The sequence below is a fragment of the Nitrospirillum amazonense genome, assembly GCF_007828045.1.
Lineage (GTDB): Bacteria > Pseudomonadota > Alphaproteobacteria > Azospirillales > Azospirillaceae > Nitrospirillum > Nitrospirillum amazonense_C.
In genome coordinates this window covers 84,863-104,400 of sequence record NZ_VITN01000003.1, presented here as the reverse complement: position 1 = coordinate 104,400, position 19,538 = coordinate 84,863, and the positions used below count along the sequence as shown (strand labels likewise).

The following is a 19,538-nucleotide window of genomic DNA, read 5'->3' as shown; positions in this document are numbered from 1 at the left end:
CCGCGCGGAGGTTCCGGTGCTTTGAGATCAACGGCATGGGGCCCGTTCCCGTGCCGTTTTTCTTTGGGCGCGGCGGCAAGGGCCATGGCCCGCGTGCCGCCGCTCGGGTAGAGTTGGACCCATGGCCGGCACGCCTTAAGGGTCCCATGCAAATCTACCTGCCGATCGCCGAGATGTCGGTCAACGTCTTCTGGGTCCTGGGCCTGGGGGCCATGGTCGGCTTCCTGTCAGGCCTGTTCGGCGTGGGCGGCGGTTTCCTCATGACGCCGCTCTTGATCTTCATCGGCGTGCCGCCGGCGGTGGCGGTGGGCACCCAGGCCAACCAGCTGGTGGGGGCCGGCGTCTCCGGCGTCATGTACCACTGGCGCAAGCGCAACGTGGATGTGAAGCTGGGCCTGGTGATGCAGGCCGGCGGCATCGTCGGCACCGTGCTGGGCGTCCTGCTGTTCGGCATGTTGCAGCGCCTGGGCCATATCGACCTGGTCATCTCCTTGTCCTACGTCATCTTCCTGGGCGGCATCAGCGGCCTGATGCTGATGGAAAGCGTGCGGGCCCTGTTCCGCGGCCGGCGCAAGGGGGCGACGCGGGGCAAGCTGCACCATCACACCTGGCTGCACGGCCTGCCGTTCAAGATGCGCTTTCCCCGCTCTCGCCTGTACATCAGCGTGCTGCTGCCGGTGGGCATCGGCTTCATCGGCGGCGTGCTGGTGGCCATCATGGGCATCGGCGGCGGTTTCCTGCTGGTACCGGCCATGATCTACATCCTGGGCATGCCCACCACCCTGGTGGCCGGCACCTCGCTGCTGCAGATCATCCTGACCACGGCGGTCGCCGCCGTCCTTCAGGCCGCCACCAACCACACGGTCGACATCCTGCTGGCCATGATGCTGCTGATCGGCGGCGTGCTGGGGGCCCAGCTGGGGTCGCGGGCCAGCGGCTATCTCAAGGGCGAACAGGCCCGCGCCCTGCTGGCCCTGACCGTGCTGGGGGTGGCCGTGAAGCTGGCGGTGGACCTGGTGCTGACGCCGGACGACCTCTATTCCATCACCACCACGGCGGGCCCGAAATGAGGGCGCGGCGCTGGGGCGGGGCGATGGCTGTGCTGGCGTTGCTGGCAATTTGGACGCCGGCGCGAGCCCAGACCCTGGTGGCCGACCTGTCCAGTCATTTGATCGCCATCACCACCGGTTTCACCGGCACCGACGTGGTGCTGTTCGGCGCCATCGACCAGCCCGGCGATGTCGCCGTGGTGATCGAGGGGCCGGAAACCTCGCAAACCGTGCGGCGCAAGGACCGCATGGCCGGCATCTGGATCAATAACGAGACCCTGAAATTCTCCCATGTGCCCGGTTTCTACGGCGTCGCCAGCAACAAACCGCTGGATGCGCTGCTGCCGCCGGCGGTTGCCCAGCGCCACGAAATCGGGCTTGATCATGTGCGCATGCTGCCGCGCGCCGATGTTGATGCGGCCACGGTGGCGGAATTCCGCGCCGCCCTGATCCGCAACAAGCAGCGCGAGGGGCTGTACGGCACCGAGGTGGGGGAGGTGGTCTTCCTGGGCCAGCGCCTGTTCCGCACCTCGATCAGCTTTCCGGCCAACGTGCCGATCGGGCTGTACACCGTCAGCGTCTACCTTATCCGCGACCAGGACGTGGTGGGGGCTCAGACCACGCCGCTGGCCGTCAGCAAGATCGGCTTCTCCGCTGACATCTTCGACTTCGCCCAGCACAACGGCCTGGTCTATGGCCTGCTGGGCGTGCTGTTGGCGATGGGCGCCGGCTGGCTGGCCGGCAGCGTCTTCCGCAAGGGCTGAGGCCTGGTCGTTCCAATCGTTGAGCAGAGGGGTGCCGCGTCCCATGTCCACAGAAGATCCCACCTCCGCGCTGAGCGCCGCTCCCGCCGCCTGCCAGACCCGCATCTTCCTGGTGGTGGTGGACGAGACGGAGGAGATGACCGTCGCCCTGCACTACGCTGCCCGGCGCGCCCGCAGCACCGGCGGCCGCGTCGCCCTGATGCACTGCATCGAGCCCGGCGACTTCCAGCACTGGGCGGCGGTAGAGGACCTGATGCGCCAGGAACGACGGGAGGAGGCGGAGCAGCTGCTGCAGCGCCTGGCCCGTGACGTGGTGGACATCTGCGGTTCCCCTCCGGCGATCTATCTGCGCGAGGGCGACACCCGCGACGAGCTGCTGGCCCTGATCGCCGAGGAGCCCACCATCTCTATCCTGGTGCTGGCCGCCGGCACCGGCACCGCCGGGCCCGGCCCCCTCATTACCTATATCGTGGGCAAGATGTCGGGCACGCTGCGCATCCCCATCACCATCGTTCCCGGCTCGCTGAATGACCTGCAGCTGGATTTGATAACTTAAGCATGCCTCAAACGCCGGCGGGGCATCCGCCCCCGGGCTTGTCCTCGCTCCGCCCTTCGGTACCCGCTCCGGCGGCCCCGGTCGGGGCCTATCAAGGGCGGCAGAGGCGGTGGGGTGAGGGCGTTGCAAGGATCGTTTCGCGGGCTGTTTTAAAACTGTGACCGGGATTTTAAAAGCGGTGATGGCGGGTCATTCCGCTTTTGAAAATCCGATCTTTTAAAATCCGACAGCGCTCGCAATCGCGGGCGCGGCATCGCGTCGCCAGAGGCACTAATTCCAGGCGATTGCGAGGGTTTTCGCGGCTTGTTTTGCGGCCGTGCCAGTCCCGGCGCGGGGTCGCGCAGACCGGGTCTGTGACGGGACGCCTTGATATTGGCGGACAATCGCCCCATTTTGGCTAAAATGCTGGTGCACATACGGCGCGCTGCCGTATTTTAAATCCGCATTTCCGTATTGTCTTTCAAGGTTTTCCGAATGTTCATCCAGACCGAGGACACCCCCAATCCGGCCACCCTGAAGTTCATTCCGGGCCGGGAGGTGTTGGCGCGGGGAACGGCCGATTTCGCCGACCGGACGGCCGCCGACCGCTCTCCCCTGGCGCAGGCGCTGTTTGATGTCGATGGCGTGGAACGGGTCTTCCTGGGCGGTGATTTCGTCACCGTTACCAAGGGCGGAAGCCAGGATTGGTTTACGCTGAAGCCCCAGATCCTGGGCCGGATCATGGAGCATTTCGCCGCCGAACGCCCCGTCCTGCTGGATGAGGCGGAAGACGGCCACAGCGAAGGTGAAGAAGAAGATTCCGAGATCATCACCCAGATCAAGGAATTGCTGGACACCCGCGTGCGTCCGGCCGTGGCGCAGGATGGTGGCGACATCACTTTCCACGGTTTCGACAAGGGCGTGGTCTACCTGACCATGAAGGGTTCGTGCGCGGGCTGCCCCAGCTCGACCGCGACATTGAAGGCCGGCATCGAAAACATGCTGCGTTACTACATTCCTGAGGTTGTCGAAGTGCGCGCTGCCCGCTAGTATGCGCGCCGCCCACCCCCCGGATCGGAACGGGGAGGATGTTTGGTGGGCGGCACCTGATGGGGATTGGGACCGACAGAGACGCGCCCCCCCGACGGTGTAAGGTACCGTGCAGCCATGCCGGCCTGGAGAATGGCCCACATAGTGGCGGGCCCATTGGGCATGGCTGAACGGATTATCCCGGATTTGATTTCCGGCAGCAAAAACGTCCCATGGACGCGTACCCCGATCGCCCTATGTCCCTGAACTGTGGACGCGATCGATGGGGCGGGCGTCTGGACGTTCCTCGGTAACTGTTCGGAGCATTCATTAATGGCGAAGGTCGACACTGCGGGGATTCCCGCGCAGCGCTGGCTGGCTATTGGTTCCGTGCTCGTGATGGTTTTCGCGGTGTTCCCGTTGACCCTCGCTGAGCTGGCGTCCGGAAGCGGTCCGCTTCTGGCACCCACCGGTTTTATCATTCCCGTGACGCGCCCGGCCGCCCCGGCCGTGGTTCAGGTACAACAGCCCGTGACCGTCCAGCCCAAGCTGGATGCGCAGAACCTGCTGGCCCTGTTCAAGGAAAAGAATTTCACGCTGGACGAGGTGCGCACCGGCGAGCGTCCGGTGCCCCGCATCGTGCTGGCGGGCCTCCCCCGCGACTTGGGCAAGATGGACAGCGTGGACGACCGCAAGCAGATCTTCGTGAACACCATGCTGCCCCTGCTGCTGCTGGTGAATGAGGAGATCGAGCGTGACCGCGCCCGCCTGATGGCGCTGCGCGACAGCATGAAGGGCGTGCCGGCCGATGCCGCCGCCAAGGCCGCCCCAAGCAATTCCGGTGGACCCAATTCCAATGCTTCCACCGGTGCACCCACCGGCGGCAAGGTGGTCACCGCCGCCCTGCGCGCGGCGGCCCCGGGCGTAGCGCCGCATGGCGCTATCGATCCCGCCCCGGCCGACGCCGCGCCGACCCCGGGTGCGGCCATGTCGCCGCTGGACCAGGTGTGGGTGGCGCGGCTGGCGGTCCGCTACGGCATGGATCCCGCCCGCAAGATCGACCTGGACGCCCTGCTGCGCCGGGTGGACGTGGTGCCGGTGTCCATGGCGCTGGCCCAGGCGGCCGAGGAAAGCGGCTGGGGCACCTCCCGCTTCGCCCAGCACGGCAACGCCCTGTTCGGCCAGCTGACCTGGTCGGAAGAGGAGAAGGAGGGCATCACCCCCCGCAACCGTCACCCCGGCGACACCTCACGCTTCCGCAAGTTCGAGGATCTGCTGGAATGCGTGCGCGTCTACATGCAGAACCTGAACACGCACGACGCCTACGCCCAGTTCCGTGCCACCCGTGCCACCCTGCGCCGCCAGGGCAAGCCGCTGGACACCATGCTGCTGCTGAATACGCTGGATAAGTATTCCGAGCTGGGTCCGGTCTATGTGAAGGCGGTGCGCTCCCTCATCCGCACCAACAACCTGCGCGATTTCGACCAGGCGGTGCTGCACAACGAGCCGCAACAGACCGTGGTGCAGGTGAAGCGGGCCAGCTGACGGGCCCACTTGCCCAAGGCTCACTTGCCAAGGCCCACTTGCACGCGCCCGCCCGCTCTCTTGACGGTTTCTTGATTTTCCGGGCGCCGCAAAGCCGGCAGTCTTGCGGCGCCCCGGACCCCCCGGCATGCTTCGGGGTGCCACCCGGACAATCACAGGCAGGAAACCGGATCCCATGAGCGAACCCTTGACCGAGGCAGGCAAGGACCTGCTGTTCCGTACCGCGCGCACCCAGAACGGCTGGATCGACAAGCCGGTGCCCGAGGCGCTGCTGCGCGAACTCTATGACCTGTTCAAGTTCGGCCCCACCAGCGCCAACTGCAGCCCGGCCCGCGTCGTCTTCGTGACCTCGGCCGAGGGCAAGGAACGGCTGAAGCCCGCCCTGTCCGGCAACAACACCGAAAAGACCATGAAGGCGCCGGTCACCGCCATCATCGGCCATGACCTGGCCTTCTATGACCAGCTGCCCCGCCTGTTCCCCCATGCCGACGCCCGGTCCTGGTTCACCAGCAGCGAGGAGCTGGCCCGCACCACGGCCTTCCGCAACGGCACCCTGCAGGGCGCCTACCTCATGCTGGCCGCCCGCTCCCTGGGCCTGGACTGCGGCCCCATGTCCGGCTTCGACAACGCCAAGGTCGATGCTGAGTTCTTTCCCGACAGCACGGTGAAGTCCAACTTCCTGTGCAACATCGGCTACGGTGATCCGTCCAAGGTGTTTCCGCGCCTGCCACGCCTGGAGTTCGAGGAAGCGTGCAGCATCGTTTGAGGTTTGACCGGACGGCCTGGGCGCTGGCTCGGGCCGTCACCCTCGGGCGGAAAGGCGGGGTCCCAGTGCGCCGTCGTCCACCAGCGGGTAGCGGTGGGCGTCCGGCAACTGGTAGTGCCACCATTCCGACATGTAGTGTGTCCACCCCGCCACGGCCATGATGCCCGTCAGCAGGGCGCGGTTGCGCTGGACCTCCGCCGGCACCGTGTCATCGGTGTGGTAGGCGCGCGGGCTCATGTCGTCGAAGCCCGTGCCCATGTCCAGCGGCGTGCCGTCGCCTTGAGCCAGGGTCAGATCCACCGCCACGCCGCGCGTGTGGTTTGAGCCCTCGCGGGGGTCGGCGATGAACACCGGATCCGGCAGGGCCCGCCACAGCGCCCACTGCGCCTGCGGCGGGCGATAGGCGTCGAAGATGCGCAGCCGCAAGCCCAGCGCGCCGGCGCGGGTGACGGCCCGGGCCAGGCAGGCGGCGGCGGCCGGATGCAGCAGGCAGGTCGGCCGGCTATACAGGGGGCTTCCCGTCAGGTTGTCGGCCGTGGCATAGCGAAGGTCGAGGTCGACGTCGAACCCCGTCTCTGGGGCGATGGTCATGAAATGCGGTTGACCGGTGGGCGCCATGGTCGCGTGCTGCCTCGTTTGGGTATGTCTTGGGTTCGGGAACGTTCTAGGGAAACCGCCATATGGGCCAAACCAGCGCCAGCTCACCGGCCGATGCCTTCGTGCCGGGGCCCACGATAGCATTGGGCATCGACACCGCCACCAGCGTCTGCGCCGCGGCCCTGTGGCGGGTGGATCCCGTCACGGGCCAGTCCCGCGCCCTGGCGGCCAAGGCGGAGGCGCTGGCCCGGGGCCAGGCCGAGCGCCTGCTGCCCCTGGTGGAAGAGGTGCTGGCCGAGGCCGGGCTGGATTACGCCGCCATCGACCGCTACGGCGTCACCATCGGCCCCGGTGCCTTCACCGGCCTGCGCGTGGGCTTGGCGGCGGCGCGCGGCTTGGCGCTGGCCGCCGGCCGTCCGCTGATGGGCGTCACCGGCCTGCAGGCCTTCGCCCACGCCGCCGTTCATGGCCTGGGGGGCACGGTGCCCGATGGCCGGCCCCTGTTGGTCGCCATCGACAGCCGGCGCGAGGATTTCTACCTGCAGGCGTTCGACGCCGCCGGCGTGGCCCTGTCCGAACCGGATGCGGTGCTGCCGGCCGACGTGCCGGCCTTCGCCGCCCGCCTGACCGGCATGCCGCTGCTGCTGGGCGACGCGTCGCCAGCGGTGGCGACGGTGCTGAGCATCGCCGGCTGTGACCATTTGGTGGCCGCGCTCTCCGCCGAGGGGCCGGCGCTGGCGGTGGCGCGCATGACGGCGCTGGCCATCCCGGCCGTGTTGGCCGCCCATCCGGCCAACCCCCTCTACATCCGGGCGCCGGATGTCACGGTGGCCCCGGGGAAACCGGCCTGATGGCGACCGCCTGGTGGATCCGCCCCGCGTCAGCGGTCGAGGCCGAGGTGTTGGCGGCGGTGCACGCCCTGTGCTTCGCCGATCCCGACGTGGCCGGACCGCCCTGGTCGGCCCAGGCCATCGCCGATCTCATGGGCCTGCCCGGCGTGGCCGCCCTGATCGCCCAGGATGAGCAGGAACCCCTGGGCATGGCCCTGATCCGCACCGTGGTGGACGAGGCGGAGATCCTGACCATCGGTGTTACCCCCACGGCCCGGGGCCGGGGCCTTGGCACCGCCCTGACCCAGGCCTGTGTCGATACGGCCGCCACCGCCGGCGCCGCCGCGCTTTATTTGGAAGTGGCGGAGACCAACGCGCCGGCCCGCCGTCTTTACGCCGCCACAGGGTTTGAACCGGTGGGCCGCCGGGCGAATTACTACCACCTTGGCGGCCAGCCGGTGGCGGCGCTGCTGCTGCGTCGCGTGGTGGACGCCAATGCCGTGGTGTAAAGCCGCACGCCCGGCCACGGAAACAAAATAAGCGGGTGGATTTTACTTTGTTACACGTATTCGGTGTATGCCTTCCGGCTGATCAATCCGCTCCGGCCCGCGCAACTCCACTGTATAGCCGTGTTCGGCCAATGACCTCGGAACGTTCTGAAGCGGCTCACCGCTGTTGAGCCGAATTTCCAGCGTTTCACCTGGCTTCAGCTTTTCCACCGCAAGCTTGGCTCTCACAAAGGTAATAGGGCAAACCTGTGTCGTTATATCCAAAAGACTGGGTATAGGCGTCTCGGTTATCAATCTGTCCTCACGCGATGGACTTGAACGTTATTGCCATGCCTATGGTTTAGACTTATACAAGTCAGGTACTGAATCCTTGGAGTAAGGAAAATGACCGGTCCGTCCGCGGCGAGTGAGTTGTTATCCCTGACCACGGAAATTGTTTCCGCCCACGTCTCCAATAATACAGTGCCCCCGGCCGACCTGACGGCGCTGATCGAACAGGTCTACAAGACGCTGACCAACATTGGCCAGGATCAGCCGGTGGCGGTGGAGAAGCCCCAGCCCGCCGTTCCGATCAAGCGGTCGGTCACGCCTGAATACATTGTGTGCCTTGAGGATGGAAAAAAGCTGAAAATGCTGAAGCGCCATCTGAAGACGGCCTACAACATGACGCCCGAGGAATACCGCGAGAAGTGGTCCCTGCCGACGGATTACCCCATGGTGGCCCCGAACTACGCCAAGCAGCGCTCGCGCCTGGCCAAGGAAATCGGGCTGGGAACCCGGGCGCGCGGCGACGCCTGAGACCCCCGCGTAGGCCTCGGCACGGTCGGCTTTGCCTGTCGGCCGAGGCGAAACGCCGGATCCGGCCGGCCGCAGGGCAGGGCTGCGCCGCGGCCGTCCAGCGCCCCTGCGGCCTCCGGAATGGACCACGCCGCCCACCTTTCGGCCATGGGTGCGGGCCGGGGCCCGCGAAGGTTGGGGGGCGGACCGCCCCAACCCGTTTTCCAAGCGATGGTGCCATTCGCGGCCGCCCTCCCCATCGGTGCCGGGCGCGCTGGACAGGCCCCGCCGCCAGCCGAGCGCCGGGCGTTTCCACAGCTTTGGCGAAACCGTGGGGATTGTTTCTTCGACCTAACAGACGCGTGAATCTTTCGTGACCCGGTGGGGTTCCCCCGCATGAGTCGGTTGACCGCCCCGCGTTGCTTTGTGGTATGCCAATGTCGGAAGCGTCCTCCCGGGGGGTCGTAAGCCCGGCTTCGACAGGCCAGGACTTCGAACGGGAACGCGTCACGCAAATCGCGACCGCCTCTGGCGCCGCTCAAGGACCGCGAACGAGAGCATGGCTGACATCACGATCGACGCTCTGACCTCTGGCGATCTTCGCATGGGGAGCCTGGAGGTCCGCCTCGCCGAAACCAAGGCTGAGGTCGAGGCCGCCCAGGCCATCCGCTACCAGGTCTTCTACGAAGAGATGGAAGCGCGCCCGACGCCGGAGATGCTGCGCCTGCGCCGCGACTTCGATGATTTCGACCCGCTGTGCGATCACCTGCTGGTCATCGACCACGCCCGGGGCGCCGGCCCCGCCGGGGTGGTGGGGACCTACCGCCTGATCCGCCGCGCCGCCGCCGCCCGCGCCGGTTCCTTCTACTCCTGCGACGAATACGACATCGCCCGCCTGGAAGAATACCGGGGCGAGATCCTGGAGCTGGGCCGTTCGTGCGTGGACGCCGCCTATCGCAGCCGGCACGCCATGCAGCTGCTGTGGCGCGGCATCGCGGCCTATGTCGCCGTGCACGACATCCACCTGCTGTTCGGCTGCGCCAGCCTGCCCGGTACCGACCCCAAGGCGCTGGCCCTGCCGCTGTCCTACCTGCACTATCATCACCTGGCCCCGCCGGCCCTGCGCCCGGTGGCCCTGCCGCACCGCTACGTCGATATGCGGCTGATGGAAGAGCATGACGTGGATCCTCGCCGCGGCCTGGCCATGGTGCCGCCGCTGATCAAGGGCTATCTGCGTCTGGGCGGTTTCGTGGGCGATGGCGCCGTGGTCGACCATCAGTTCAACACCACCGACGTCTCTATCGTGGTGAAGACCGACATGATCACCGACAAGTACCTGCGCCATTACGAGCGGCGCGGCTCGTCCCTGATCTGATCCTGTCCGCTTCCCCCGCATCCGCAACCTCGTCCGGAGGAGGGCATACCATGGCGATCGGCTCCACCCGTGCCGGTTTCCTGCGCTTGGCCCTCTACATGGCGTGGACCTTCCTGTGCATTCCGGTGCAGGCGGTCCTGGTATCGCTGAACCTGCCGGGGCAGGCGCGCTTCCCCCGTTTCTACCACCGGGTCTGCTGCCGGTTGATGCTGGCGCTGGACGTCGATGTGGTGGGTGAACCGTCGGTGGGCCGGCCGACGCTGTTCGTCTCCAACCATTCCTCCTACCTGGACATTCCGGTCCTGGGCTCCCTCATCAACTGCTCCTTCGTGGCGAAGTCCGAGGTGGGCTTGTGGCCGCTGTTCGGCCTGCTGGCCAAGCTGCAGCGTACCGTCTTCGTCAACCGCGCCAACAAGCGCGAGGCCGGGAAGCAGCGCGACGACATGGCGGGCCGCCTGATCGGGGGGGACAGCTTGGTACTGTTCCCCGAGGGCACCAGCAGCGACGGCAACCGCGTCCTGCCGTTCAAGACCGCCCTGTTCGCCGTGGCCAACACCCAGGTGGACGGCCACCCGGTGGCGGTGCAGCCGGTCAGCGTGACCTGCACCCACCTGGACGACCTGCCGCTGGGTCATGAACTGCGTCCCTTGTACGCCTGGTATGGCGACATGGAGCTGCCGCCCCACCTGTGGCAGATGATCGGCGCCGGCCGCCTGCGCATCCGGGTGGAATTCCACCCCGTGGTGTCGCTGGAGGACTTCTCCTCCCGCAAGGCCTTGGCCGACCATTGCTGGCAGGTGGTGGCCGCCGGCGTGGACCGCGCCGTGTCCGGGCGCTGGTCGCGGGCCTTGGCATCCACCCGCCCCGCATCGTCCGCACCGGCGGGCATCACGCCGGAAGCGGCGGCCGGGGCGGCCTGACCAGCGTCATGACGTGCTCCGCCCCGCTTGCCGCCCGGATCAGCCCAGGCCGAACCCCACCTTGACTACGATCCCCGGCCGCCTAATGTTACGGCCAGCGCGCCAGCCCCGAGCCGGCGCGCTTTTTCCCGTTCGTGCGGTGCCCGCGGCCTGTGATCCGGCGCGGCAAGGAGTTCGGTGTGGCGACGTCGCGTAAGAAGCTGTTCATCAAGACCTACGGCTGCCAGATGAACGTTTATGACAGCGGCCGCATGGCCGACGTTTTGGCGCCGCTGGGCTATGAGCCGGCGGAGCAGGCGGAGGGGGCCGACATGGTCATCCTCAACACCTGCCACATCCGCGAGAAGGCGTCGGAGAAGGTTTATTCCGAACTGGGCCGGCTGCGCCTGCAGCAGCAGGAGAAGGCGGCGGCGGGCGAGCGCATGATCATCGCCGTGGCCGGCTGCGTCGCCCAGGCGGAGGGCGCGGAGATCATGGCGCGGGCCCCCCATGTCGACATGGTGTTCGGGCCGCAGACCTATCACCAGCTGCCGGAGATGGTGACCCGCGCCGTGCGTGGCGCCGGCGGCGTCATCAACACCGATTTTCCGGTGGAGAGCAAATTCGACCTGCTGCCGGGCGAGGGCGCTACGCCCCAGGGGCCGTCGGCCTTCGTCTCCGTCCAGGAAGGCTGCGACAAATTCTGCACCTTCTGCGTCGTGCCCTACACGCGGGGTGCGGAATATTCCCGGTCCGCCGCGCAGATCCTGGAAGAGACGCGCCGCATGGTGGCCAACGGCACGGTGGAGATCACCCTGCTGGGCCAGAACGTCAACGCCTACCACGGCGAAGGGCCGGCCACATCGTCCGGGGGGACCGGCACCTGGGGCCTGGGCCGGCTCATCCGTGAGCTGGCGGAGATCGATGGGTTGCGGCGCATCCGCTACACCACCTCCCATCCCCGCGACATGGACGACGACCTGATCAGCGCCCACGGCCAGGTGCCGCAGCTGATGCCCTTCGTCCACCTGCCGGTGCAAAGCGGGTCGGACCGCATCCTGGCGGCCATGAACCGCAAGCACACGGCCGACGACTACCGCCGCATCGTCGACAAGCTGCGCCAAGCCCGGCCGGGCTTGGCGCTCAGCAGCGACTTCATCGTCGGCTTCCCCGGTGAGACGGCGGAGGATTTCGCCGCCACCCTGCGGCTGATCACCGACGTGACCTACGCCAGCGCCTATTCCTTCAAATACAGCGCCCGCCCCGGCACCCCCGCCGCCGCCATGGCGGAGGGCCGCCTGACCGAGGACGACAAGTCGGCGCGGCTGGAGGCGGTGCAGTACCTGCTGGCCGAACAGCAGCGCGCCTTCAACGCCGGCCTGCTGGGCACGGTGCAGGAGGTGCTGTTCGACCGCCGGGGCAAGCATGCCGGCCAGCTGCTGGGCCGCAGCCCCTACATGCAGGCCGTCCACGCCGCCGCCCCCGACCGCCTGCTGGGCCAGGTGGTGCCGGTGCGCGTCACCGCGGTGTCGGCCAGTAGCCTGGGCGGCGAGGTCGTGACCACCGAAAGCGTGCACGGCGAGGCCCAGCAGGGCGCGGGCGGCCCCCCGTCCTTCATCAGCCCCGATATCAAGGCCAATCATCAGGAGATGACGGCGTGACCCAAGTGTCCGGACCGGACCAGCGTATCGATCTGCAGTTCGATGACAATCGCCTGCTGCCCCTGCTGTTCGGGGAACATGAGCAGTATCTGAGCCGAGTCGAGCGCCAACTGGGCGTCAACCTCATCAGCCGCGGCAACTGCCTGACGATCACCGGGCCCGAGGATGCCACGGGTGCCGCCCGCGCCGCCCTGGACGCCCTATGGGAACGGCTGAAGCGCGGCATGCCCGTGGGGCCGGCCGAGGTCGATGCCGCCATGCGCATCGCCACCGGCGTGGACGCCGAAAGCCGGGGCCGGGCCCTGGCCTCCATCACCCGGCCGGAGGCGGTGCTGAAGACCCGCCGCCGCGACATCACCCCGCGCTCCCCCACCCAGGCCGCCTATCTGAAGGCGCTGGCGGAGAACGAGCTGGTGTTCGGCCTGGGCCCCGCCGGCACGGGCAAGACCTATCTCGCCATGGCGCAGGCCGTGTCGCTGCTGATCACCGGCCGGGTGGATCGCATCGTCCTGTCCCGCCCGGCGGTCGAGGCGGGGGAGAAGCTGGGCTTCCTGCCCGGCGACATGCGCGAGAAGGTGGACCCCTACCTGCGCCCGCTGTACGACGCGCTGCACGACATGCTGCCGGCGGAGCAGGTGGCCAAGCGCCTGGTGTCGGGCGAGATCGAGGTGGCGCCCCTGGCCTTCATGCGCGGCCGCACCCTGGCGAATGCGTTCGTCGTGCTGGACGAGGCGCAGAACACCACGCCCATGCAGATGAAGATGTTCCTGACCCGCCTGGGCGAAGGCAGCCGCATGGCCATCACCGGCGACCTCAGCCAGGTGGACCTGCCCAGCGGCGTGAAGTCCGGCCTGCGCGAGGCGGTGGAGGTGCTGGAGGGTGTGGAGGGGGCGGCCTTCGTCCACTTCTCCGCCGCCGACGTGGTGCGCCATCCCTTGGTCGGACGCATCGTCGACGCCTATGACCGCGCCGACGCCCGCAGAAGGCGCCTGGCGGATAAGGCCAAGGCGCCGGTGGACGCCGTGGAATGACCATGGACACGACCCGGGCCGACGCCCTGGAGATCATCGTCGAGGTCGAGGCCGGCGACTGGCAGGCCACCATCCCCGGCGTGGAGGATCTCGTGACCGCCGCCGCGCGCAAGGCCCTGCGCCAGGTGCTGGCGGTGGACGCCGACGCCCTGCCGGAGGGTGAGGGCGAGGTTTCCATCCTGCTGTCCGACAACGCCGCCGTGCGGGTGCTGAACCACCAGTACCGGGGCAAGGACAAGCCCACCAACGTCCTCTCTTTCCCCATGCTGGGTGACGAGGATGAGGACGAGGAATTTGAGCTGCCGGAAGGTATGGAACGCCCGCCCTACCTGCTGGGCGACATCATCCTGGCGTATGAAACCTTGATGACGGAGGCGGCGGAACAGAACAAACCCGTCGCCAACCACTTGACCCACCTTGTGATCCATGGCGTGCTGCACTTATTGGGCTATGATCACATTGAGGACGCCGAGGCCGAGACCATGGAACGGCTGGAGACGGCGATCCTGGCGGACATGGGCATCGCCGATCCCTACCGGGACGGTGCCGGCCCCACCCGCGAAGACCCTCAGAGCGAAGAGACCACGCACTAACCGATGGCCGATCTTTCCGACAGTCGAACGCCCCGTGAAGACGGGGCCGAAGATCACGGGTCACTGACCCAGCAATTCCGGGGCTGGCTGCGGGCCGCCTTGGGCGGGCGCGTGGATCCCACGCTGCGCGACACCATTGAAGAGCTGATCGAAGACAGCAGCGCGGACGAGACGTCCGTGGGCGGCAATGAGCGCACGCTGCTGGCCAACATCCTGAAGCTCCGGGGGCGCACCGTGGTCGATATCATGGTGCCGCGCGCCGACATCCTGGGCATCGAGGCTTCGATCAGCCTGCCCGACCTCATCCGTCGCTTTTCGGAGGACGCGCACTCGCGCATGCCAGTCTACCGCGAGACCTTGGACGACGTCATCGGCATGGTCCACATCAAGGACATCCTGGCGGTGGTGGCCGACCAGCGGCCTTTCGACCTGGAATCCATCGTGCGCGAGGTGCAGATCGTGGCGCCCAGCATGCCGGTACTGGACCTGCTGCTGCATATGCGCCAGGCGCACCAGCACATGGCCTTGGTGGTGGATGAGTTCGGCGGCATCGACGGCCTGGTGACCATCGAGGATCTGGTGGAGGAGATCGTCGGCGAGATCGAGGACGAACACGACGACGCGGTGCAGCCGCGTATCGTGGAACGGCCCGACGGCACCCTGATCGCCGACGCCCGCCTGCCGTTGGAGGATTTCGAGGCGCGCGTCGGTGCCGTCCTGGATGACGAGGAGCGGGAGGAGGTCGACACCTTGGGCGGCCTCGTGTTCTCGCTGGCCGGCCGCATCCCCCGCCGGGGCGAAACACTGGTCCACCCCTCGGGCATCGAGTTCGAGGTGGTGGACGCCGACCCCCGCCGCATCAAGCGGCTGCGCGTCCGCAACCTGCCCCAGGCGGCCGGCCAGGATATGCCGCTGGCGACCGGCTCCTGAACGTCCCGGCGCCGCCCGTAATCGGAGACCACCCCCATCGTGAGCCTGCCTGACCGTCTGGCCCGCCTCGCCACCCGCCTGCGCGGGGGCGGACGCTGGCGCCGCCTGGGCTTGGCCGCCCTGCTGGGTGGCCTCGCCACCCTGGCCATGCCGCCCGTCAACGCCGTGCCGGTGCTGTGGCTGGCCTTTCCTGGGCTGATCTGGCTGCTGGACGGGGTGGAGCGCCCGGCCGCCGCCTTCTGGACGGGCCTGGCCTTCGCCTTCGGCCATTTCGTGCTGAGCCTCTACTGGGTGGGCGAGGCGCTGCTGGTCTTCCCCCGCTTCTGGGCGCTGCTGCCCTTCGCCGTGGCGGGTTTGCCCTTCCTGCTGGGCCTGTTCGTGGGCACCGGCACGCTGCTGTGGTGGGCCCTGGTGCGGCGCTTTCGGATCGGGGGTGTCGCCCGCTGCCTGCTGTTCGCGGTGCTGTGGACGGTGGTGGAGTATGTGCGCGGCCACGCCTTCACCGGCTTTCCCTGGAACCTCATGGGCTATGTCTGGGTGGGGCTGCCGGGGCCGGCGCAGGTGGGTTCCCTCATCGGGGTCTACGGCCTGTCGCTGCTGACGGTGCTGCCCGCCAGCCTGCCGGCGGTCCTGGCCGACGGCGGGCGGCGGCCCTGGATGGCGCCGGTGGCGGGCCTGGGCCTGGTCATCCTCATGGCCATCTATGGCGTCGCGCGCGTGCCGGCGGGTGAGGCGCCCCTGGTGCCGGGCGTCATGCTGCGCCTGGTGCAGCCCAACATCGCCCAGACCGACAAGTGGAACGCGGATGTGGAGTTGGACCACGTCCGCCTGCTGCTGGCCCTGTCTCGCCAGCCGCAGCCGCCGGGCCAGGCGCCCATCACGACCCTGGTCTGGCCGGAGACGGCCGTGCCCTACCTGCTGGAGGACGAGCCGGAACTGCTGAAGGCCGTGGGCCAGGTGACGCCGCGCGGCGGCCTGACCCTGACGGGCAGCCTGCGCCTGACGCCCGCCGGCACCCCCGGCGCGCAGGACGGCACCGACACCTACTGGAACAGCCTGGTGGTGGTGAACGATCAGGGCCAGGCGCTGGGCCATTACGACAAGGCCCACCTGGTGCCGTTCGGCGAATACACCCCCTTCCGTCGCTGGCTGCCCCTGCGCGCGGTGGCGCTGGTGTCGCCGGGCAACTCCATCCTGGGGTCGGGGCCGGGGCCCCGCACCCTGGACCTGCCCGGCCTGCCGCCGGCCAGCCCGCTGATCTGCTACGAGGTCATCTTTCCCGGCATGGTGACGGCGCAGGAGGCGGAAGCCGGTCCCGGAGGAGACCAAAGCGGAAATGCGGATGCGACAAAGAACCGCCCCCTCCAGGAACGTCCGAGATGGTTGCTGAACGTCACCAACGATGCCTGGTTCGGCCGCACGGCGGGGCCGCACCAGCACCTGGCCATCGCCACCATGCGCGCCATCGAGGAAGGGCTGCCCCTGGTGCGCGCCGCCAATACCGGTATTTCCGCGGTGGTAGATCCCTATGGACGCGAACTGGGTCATTTGGCATTGGGCTCTCGGGGAGTCCTGGACCTTCCGCTCCCGCAGTCTACACCCCGGCCTACACCTTATGCCCGATGGGGTGATGGCCCCTTGGCCGCTTTACTCTTGGCTGTATTGGGCGTTATCTATTTTTTCACGCTTCGGATGTATCAGGGTAGGCAGTGCCCTTGAGATGTCCATGACCGGATGTCCGTGATCGGGCGTCGAAGGGACCCGTGGCGGAGCCGTCGGGGTCAATGACCCCGCGATTGTCACCAGGACCAGGCGCCGGCTTGTGGTCGTATGGATCACGCCCCCATATGAGGTTGGCGGACCGAACAAGGGCTGGGGAGCGGGACGGTGGGATGCGGGCGGCGTGCCTTGACCACCCCTGAACGCTTGGCTTAGGGTCGTAATCGATCCGTAACGTGAGGATTTGGATCATGGAGAGTGTAATTGGGGCCCGCCGTTCCACCGGTGGGCGGCCTCGGATCGGAAAGCCCAACCCGATCGACGTTCACGTCGGCAGCCGCGTGCGCCTGCGCCGTACCCTGCTGGGCATGAGCCAGGAAAAGCTGGGCGAGGCCATCGGCCTGACCTTCCAGCAGGTGCAAAAGTACGAGCGCGGCGCCAACCGCATCGGCGCCTCGCGCCTGTTCGACCTGTCGCGCGTGCTGGACGTGCCGGTGTCCTTCTTCTTCGACGACATGGCCGGCGACACGCCAAACGACGTCGTGGATGAGGCCCTGTCGCCCGATATGGGCTTCGACGCCGACCCGATGGCCAAGCGCGAGACCCTGGAACTGGTCCGCGCCTACTACCGCATCTCCGATCCCGCCGTGCGCAAGCGCCTGTTCGAACTGACCAAGGCCGTCGCCAATTCCGGTGTGGAATCTGTGTCCGACGTCGCGTGATAAGCCTGCCTCTTGACCATTCTGTAGAAGCCTGCGAAAAAACGCCGCCTGGTTGCGAAAGCCCGGGCGGCGTTTTTTGTCGATATCACACACACTCCGCCGTAAATAGCCGTCGTTAATTTAGCCGAGGCGTCCCGTGGCCCAATCCAATTACATCTTCACCAGCGAGTCCGTTTCCGAAGGTCATCCGGATAAGGTTTGCGATCAAATCTCCGATGGCGTGGTCGATCTTTTCCTGGCCCAGGACCCCTACGCCCGCGTGGCGTGCGAGACCCTGGCCACGACCAACCGCATCGTCATCGCCGGTGAGGTGCGCGGGCCGGAAGGCCTGCTGAAGGAGATCGAGGGCGTCGCCCGCGACACGGTGAAAGCCATCGGCTATGAGCAGGATGGCTTCCACTGGAAGACGGCCGAGGTGCAGTGCTACCTGCACGCCCAGTCCGCCGACATCGCGGTCGGCGTCGACGCCGCCGGCAACAAGGATGAGGGTGCGGGCGACCAGGGCATCATGTTCGGTTACGCTTGCCGCGAGACCGACGACCTGATGCCGGCGCCCATCCATTATTCCCACCGCATCCTGAAGTCGCTGGCCGACGCGCGCCACGGTGGCGTGAAGGAACTGGGCCCCGACGCCAAGAGCCAGGTCAGTCTGCAGTACATCGACGGCAAGCCCGTCCGCGCCACCTCGGTGGTCGTTTCCACCCAGCATGCCGACGGCCTGGACCAGGAAGCCGTGCGCGAGATCGTGCGCCCGCATGTGCTGAAGGTCCTGCCCGAGGGCTGGATGTGCGACGAGGCCCACTTCTACGTCAACCCGACCGGCCGCTTCGTCATCGGCGGCCCGGATGGCGACGCCGGCCTGACCGGCCGCAAGATCATCGTCGACACCTACGGCGGTGCCGCTCCGCACGGCGGCGGCGCCTTCTCCGGCAAGGACCCGACCAAGGTGGACCGTTCGGCCGCCTATGCCGCGCGCTACCTGGCCAAGAACGTGGTGGGCGCCGGCCTGGCCGACCGCTGCACCATCCAGCTCAGCTACGCCATCGGCGTGTCGCACCCGCTGTCGGTCTACATCGACACCGCCGGCACCGGCCGGGTGGATGAGGAAAAGCTGTCCGACGTGCTGCGCCAGCTGATGAACCTCAGCCCCCGCGGCATCCGTGAGCACCTGAAGCTGAACCGCCCCATCTACGCCCGCACCGCGGCCTACGGCCACTTCGGCCGCACGCCGGACGCCGACGGCGGCTTCTCGTGGGAGAAGCTGGATCTGGTGGACGAGCTGAAGCGCGCGTTCTAAGGTTCTTCTGTTCTGACGCCCGGGGCCTTGGCCGATCGATGGATCGGCCAAGGCCCTTGGCTTTTCTGCCCCGCTTTTCTGACCCTTGCCCGTCCTTGATCGCATCATGACCGACGACACCCCCGCCCAGCACCGTCCCCTGCTTTACGGGCGTCGTCGCGGCCGGCCGTTGCGCCAGCACCGCACCAGCCTGATTGAGGAGTTGCTGCCGCGCCTGCAATTGGATCCGCCGCCGGCGGGGGGGATCATCGATCCCGCGACCCTGTTTCCCACACCCAAGCGTGACCTGTGGTTCGAGGTGGGCTTCGGCGGCGGCGAGCATCTGGCCGAACAGGCGGCGGCCAACCCCGACATCGGCTTCATCGGGTGCGAGCCCTTCATCAACGGCGTTGCCAACCTGCTGCAGCATGTCGAGGCCAAGGACTTGTCCGGCAATATCCGCGTCTGCCCGGACGACGCCCGTCCCATCTTGGATGCCCTGCCAGAGGCCAGCGTCGGCCGCGTCTTCGTGCTGTTCGCCGATCCCTGGCCCAAGCTCCGCCACGCCGAGCGCCGTTTCATCGGTCCCGCCAACCTGCCCCGCCTGGCCCGCGTGCTGCGCGACGGCGCCGAACTGCGCCTGGCCACCGACGACCAACAGCTGTGCCGCTGGATGCTGGAGCACACCTGGCGGTATCCGCAGTTCGAGTGGCTGGCCGACAAGGCGTCGGACTGGCGCGTGCCCCCGGCCGACTGGGTCCAGACCCGCTACGAACAGAAGGCGCTGGAGGCTGGCCGGGTCCCGGTGTACCTGCGCTTCCGGAGGCGGAAGCGTTAAGGGTTTTCCTCAAGTGCCGGGCGCAGCCATCCGGCTGCTTGGCTTATCCTCAGTTTCCAGTCCGCTACGCTCCCCGGAAACTTCCGGCGGAAA

General features: G+C 67.6%; 21 protein-coding genes. 19 read left to right on the top strand and 2 right to left on the bottom strand.

Features of this window, described 5'->3' with window-relative positions; genetic code table 11:
• The first annotated feature begins 146 nt into the window (after positions 1-146).
• From FBZ89_RS05760 to FBZ89_RS05735, 6 genes are all read left to right on the top strand, one after another.
• Positions 147-1,070, top strand: a complete 924-nt coding sequence (locus tag FBZ89_RS05760) for a sulfite exporter TauE/SafE family protein (RefSeq protein WP_145749080.1) — start codon at positions 147-149, stop codon at positions 1,068-1,070.
• Positions 1,071-1,093: 23 nt separating this feature from the next.
• Positions 1,094-1,813, top strand: a complete 720-nt coding sequence (locus FBZ89_RS05755; protein ID WP_145749079.1) for a TIGR02186 family protein — start codon at positions 1,094-1,096, stop codon at positions 1,811-1,813.
• 43 nt (positions 1,814-1,856) lie between these two features.
• Positions 1,857-2,369, top strand: a complete 513-nt coding sequence (locus FBZ89_RS05750) for a universal stress protein (RefSeq protein ID WP_145749078.1) — start codon at positions 1,857-1,859, stop codon at positions 2,367-2,369.
• Between the two features lie 474 nt (positions 2,370-2,843).
• Entirely contained in the window at positions 2,844-3,398 is a 555-nt protein-coding gene (locus tag FBZ89_RS05745; protein ID WP_004271492.1) for a NifU family protein, read from the top strand.
• Between the two features lie 510 nt (positions 3,399-3,908).
• Positions 3,909-4,922 carry a glucosaminidase domain-containing protein gene (locus FBZ89_RS05740; protein WP_186457217.1) on the top strand — a complete coding sequence of 338 codons (1,014 nt, stop codon included), beginning with the start codon at positions 3,909-3,911 and terminating at the stop codon, positions 4,920-4,922.
• 175 nt (positions 4,923-5,097) lie between these two features.
• Entirely contained in the window at positions 5,098-5,688 is a 591-nt protein-coding gene (locus FBZ89_RS05735) for a malonic semialdehyde reductase (RefSeq protein WP_145622359.1), read from the top strand.
• Between the two features lie 36 nt (positions 5,689-5,724).
• Here FBZ89_RS05735 and ddpX read toward each other — a convergent pair whose 3' ends face one another.
• A complete protein-coding gene (ddpX, locus tag FBZ89_RS05730; protein WP_246172057.1) occupies positions 5,725-6,306 on the bottom strand; it encodes a D-alanyl-D-alanine dipeptidase in 582 nt (193 codons plus the stop codon).
• Between the two features lie 62 nt (positions 6,307-6,368).
• On the opposite strand from ddpX, the gene tsaB reads away from it, so the two are divergent.
• Both tsaB and FBZ89_RS05720 read left to right on the top strand, forming a co-directional pair.
• Positions 6,369-7,136, top strand: a complete 768-nt coding sequence (tsaB, locus tag FBZ89_RS05725) for a tRNA (adenosine(37)-N6)-threonylcarbamoyltransferase complex dimerization subunit type 1 TsaB (RefSeq protein ID WP_145749076.1) — start codon at positions 6,369-6,371, stop codon at positions 7,134-7,136.
• On the top strand, positions 7,136-7,624 hold the full coding sequence (locus FBZ89_RS05720; RefSeq protein ID WP_246172056.1) for a GNAT family N-acetyltransferase: 489 nt from the start codon (positions 7,136-7,138) through the stop codon (positions 7,622-7,624). Before tsaB ends, FBZ89_RS05720 begins: the two co-directional genes overlap by 1 nt.
• A 42-nt stretch (positions 7,625-7,666) precedes the next feature.
• Here the strand turns inward: FBZ89_RS05720 and FBZ89_RS05715 are convergent, their stop codons facing one another.
• Complete coding sequence (locus FBZ89_RS05715) at positions 7,667-7,888, bottom strand: sulfurtransferase TusA family protein (RefSeq protein ID WP_281292008.1); 222 nt, start codon at positions 7,886-7,888, stop codon at positions 7,667-7,669.
• A gap of 120 nt (positions 7,889-8,008) precedes the next feature.
• On the opposite strand from FBZ89_RS05715, the gene FBZ89_RS05710 reads away from it, so the two are divergent.
• The 11 genes from FBZ89_RS05710 to trmB all read left to right on the top strand — a co-directional run bounded on the left by FBZ89_RS05710 (position 8,009) and on the right by trmB (position 19,445).
• Positions 8,009-8,422 carry a Ros/MucR family transcriptional regulator gene (locus FBZ89_RS05710; RefSeq protein ID WP_088870415.1) on the top strand — a complete coding sequence of 138 codons (414 nt, stop codon included), beginning with the start codon at positions 8,009-8,011 and terminating at the stop codon, positions 8,420-8,422.
• Positions 8,423-8,960: 538 nt separating this feature from the next.
• On the top strand, positions 8,961-9,776 hold the full coding sequence (locus FBZ89_RS05705) for a GNAT family N-acetyltransferase (protein ID WP_145749075.1): 816 nt from the start codon (positions 8,961-8,963) through the stop codon (positions 9,774-9,776).
• Between the two features lie 50 nt (positions 9,777-9,826).
• Positions 9,827-10,696 (top strand): lysophospholipid acyltransferase family protein, encoded by an 870-nt coding sequence (locus FBZ89_RS05700; protein WP_145749074.1) that lies wholly within the window; start codon positions 9,827-9,829, stop codon positions 10,694-10,696.
• A 179-nt stretch (positions 10,697-10,875) separates the two neighbouring features.
• Positions 10,876-12,336, top strand: coding sequence for a tRNA (N6-isopentenyl adenosine(37)-C2)-methylthiotransferase MiaB (gene miaB / locus FBZ89_RS05695; RefSeq protein WP_281292004.1), 1,461 nt, complete (start codon positions 10,876-10,878; stop codon positions 12,334-12,336).
• 5 nt (positions 12,337-12,341) lie between these two features.
• Positions 12,342-13,367, top strand: coding sequence for a PhoH family protein (locus tag FBZ89_RS05690; protein ID WP_186457245.1), 1,026 nt, complete (start codon positions 12,342-12,344; stop codon positions 13,365-13,367).
• On the top strand, positions 13,364-13,960 hold the full coding sequence (ybeY, locus tag FBZ89_RS05685; protein WP_145749073.1) for an rRNA maturation RNase YbeY: 597 nt from the start codon (positions 13,364-13,366) through the stop codon (positions 13,958-13,960). The genes FBZ89_RS05690 and ybeY overlap by 4 nt, the downstream gene beginning before the upstream one ends.
• Before the next feature lie 3 nt (positions 13,961-13,963).
• Positions 13,964-14,890 carry a hemolysin family protein gene (locus tag FBZ89_RS05680; RefSeq protein ID WP_040847613.1) on the top strand — a complete coding sequence of 309 codons (927 nt, stop codon included), beginning with the start codon at positions 13,964-13,966 and terminating at the stop codon, positions 14,888-14,890.
• Between the two features lie 39 nt (positions 14,891-14,929).
• Positions 14,930-16,609, top strand: a complete 1,680-nt coding sequence (lnt, locus tag FBZ89_RS05675; protein WP_145749072.1) for an apolipoprotein N-acyltransferase — start codon at positions 14,930-14,932, stop codon at positions 16,607-16,609.
• 251 nt (positions 16,610-16,860) lie between these two features.
• Entirely contained in the window at positions 16,861-17,331 is a 471-nt protein-coding gene (locus FBZ89_RS05670) for a helix-turn-helix domain-containing protein (RefSeq protein WP_040844755.1), read from the top strand.
• 136 nt (positions 17,332-17,467) lie between these two features.
• Complete coding sequence (gene metK / locus FBZ89_RS05665; protein ID WP_145749071.1) at positions 17,468-18,628, top strand: methionine adenosyltransferase; 1,161 nt, start codon at positions 17,468-17,470, stop codon at positions 18,626-18,628.
• 106 nt (positions 18,629-18,734) lie between these two features.
• Entirely contained in the window at positions 18,735-19,445 is a 711-nt protein-coding gene (gene trmB, locus FBZ89_RS05660; RefSeq protein ID WP_145749070.1) for a tRNA (guanine(46)-N(7))-methyltransferase TrmB, read from the top strand.
• The last annotated feature ends 93 nt before the right edge of the window (positions 19,446-19,538 follow it).

Coding starts and splice junctions, on each gene's coding strand:
- FBZ89_RS05760 (WP_145749080.1), top strand. CDS start 147: ATGCAAATCTACCTGCCGATCGCCGAGATGTCGGTCAACGTCTTCTGG.
- FBZ89_RS05755 (WP_145749079.1), top strand. CDS start 1,094: ATGGCTGTGCTGGCGTTGCTGGCAATTTGGACGCCGGCGCGAGCCCAG.
- FBZ89_RS05750 (WP_145749078.1), top strand. CDS start 1,857: ATGTCCACAGAAGATCCCACCTCCGCGCTGAGCGCCGCTCCCGCCGCC.
- FBZ89_RS05745 (WP_004271492.1), top strand. CDS start 2,844: ATGTTCATCCAGACCGAGGACACCCCCAATCCGGCCACCCTGAAGTTC.
- FBZ89_RS05735 (WP_145622359.1), top strand. CDS start 5,098: ATGAGCGAACCCTTGACCGAGGCAGGCAAGGACCTGCTGTTCCGTACC.
- ddpX (WP_246172057.1), bottom strand. CDS start 6,306: ATGGCGCCCACCGGTCAACCGCATTTCATGACCATCGCCCCAGAGACG.
- tsaB (WP_145749076.1), top strand. CDS start 6,369: ATGGGCCAAACCAGCGCCAGCTCACCGGCCGATGCCTTCGTGCCGGGG.
- FBZ89_RS05720 (WP_246172056.1), top strand. CDS start 7,136: ATGGCGACCGCCTGGTGGATCCGCCCCGCGTCAGCGGTCGAGGCCGAG.
- FBZ89_RS05710 (WP_088870415.1), top strand. CDS start 8,009: ATGACCGGTCCGTCCGCGGCGAGTGAGTTGTTATCCCTGACCACGGAA.
- FBZ89_RS05705 (WP_145749075.1), top strand. CDS start 8,961: ATGGCTGACATCACGATCGACGCTCTGACCTCTGGCGATCTTCGCATG.
- FBZ89_RS05700 (WP_145749074.1), top strand. CDS start 9,827: ATGGCGATCGGCTCCACCCGTGCCGGTTTCCTGCGCTTGGCCCTCTAC.
- ybeY (WP_145749073.1), top strand. CDS start 13,364: ATGACCATGGACACGACCCGGGCCGACGCCCTGGAGATCATCGTCGAG.
- FBZ89_RS05680 (WP_040847613.1), top strand. CDS start 13,964: ATGGCCGATCTTTCCGACAGTCGAACGCCCCGTGAAGACGGGGCCGAA.
- FBZ89_RS05670 (WP_040844755.1), top strand. CDS start 16,861: ATGGAGAGTGTAATTGGGGCCCGCCGTTCCACCGGTGGGCGGCCTCGG.
- trmB (WP_145749070.1), top strand. CDS start 18,735: ATGACCGACGACACCCCCGCCCAGCACCGTCCCCTGCTTTACGGGCGT.